This window comes from Dehalobacter sp. (genome assembly GCA_023667845.1).
Taxonomy (GTDB): Bacteria; Bacillota; Desulfitobacteriia; order Desulfitobacteriales; family Syntrophobotulaceae; genus Dehalobacter.
The window spans coordinates 1-1,016 of record JAMPIU010000098.1 but is presented as its reverse complement, the minus strand read 5'-3'; the positions used below and the strand labels follow the sequence as shown (position 1 = coordinate 1,016).

General features: G+C 43.7%; 1 protein-coding gene. It reads right to left on the bottom strand.

The genetic code is table 11. The annotated features are described in order from the left end of the window. Window positions 1-805 (bottom strand): phosphatidylglycerol lysyltransferase domain-containing protein (locus tag NC238_07505; protein MCM1565785.1); only part of this gene is annotated, 805 nt, incomplete at its 3' end. Window positions 806-1,016: the final 211 nt, after the last annotated feature.

The window sequence follows — 1,016 nt, the reverse complement described above, 5'->3', positions numbered from 1 at the left end:
TTTCCCGATTGATATATTCCACCTCGCTGGCAAGAACCGCTGCAGTCTCGGCGTTGATTACCTTGTATATCTCCTCATATTCCGGCAGCCCTTTCTCAAAATGGATTAGCGCCGTATTAGCATTGAGACGCTCAAAAAGAGAAATGGCACTTACCTGTGAGCCGACCCTTATCAAAAGGCCTCGCAAAGGCAACTCGGTTAAGTGCTCGATGGCGTAGGAAAACGCCTCTACTTCGTGGGCAAGAGTGAAATTGTTCTTGCACTTTTTGCTCTTACACCACTTGACCAGGAACTCCATCATTTCTTTCCGGTTTTCGGGGGTTATCGGCTCGACAGAATGCCGGTAATTTTTCCGGAATTTGTTAATCTGGCTGCGGATTTTGAGATATTTCTTTCCCGGAAGCTCAGCGAGGTCGAGAGCCCGGTACACGTACTCAAAATGGTTCAGATCTGGAACCAGCACAAGGTCAGGATCGATTTTCTTCATCCACTGTGCTGTCTCAGGATCAATGAGTGTAAGGGGCTTATTATCGTTGCCAATGTCCAGCGACAGCTGTATTACTTCCCTCATGAGTTCAGGATCAAGGGGGCCTATAGGCGGGTGTAACCGGGTCACTCCTGCGGCTGTGCACGAAAGAATCACGTTCCCATTGACGTATGCATATCGGTAATGCATGAAATGGTTCCAGCAGAGCATGCTCGTGAAAGTGTTGTCGCTGTGGGTTTGCGGGTAAAGCGCGTAATGGCGCTCGAAAAAAGGCCGATCTGCGAGCGTGACCGGTTTGAAATCTTTTTGATCAAGCATTTTAAACAAGACTTTTTGGCTTCATACTTATTTTTATTGGCAATATCAGGCTAGCAAAAATTACATATGTTAAGAGTGGATTCAAATAAGTTCAGTTTCATAAATTCAGTTTCATAAATTCAGTTTCATAAATTCAGTTTCATAAATTCAGTTTCATAAATTCAGTTTCATTAAACTATGGAATTATCTATCTATCGATTTAATAAAGGAA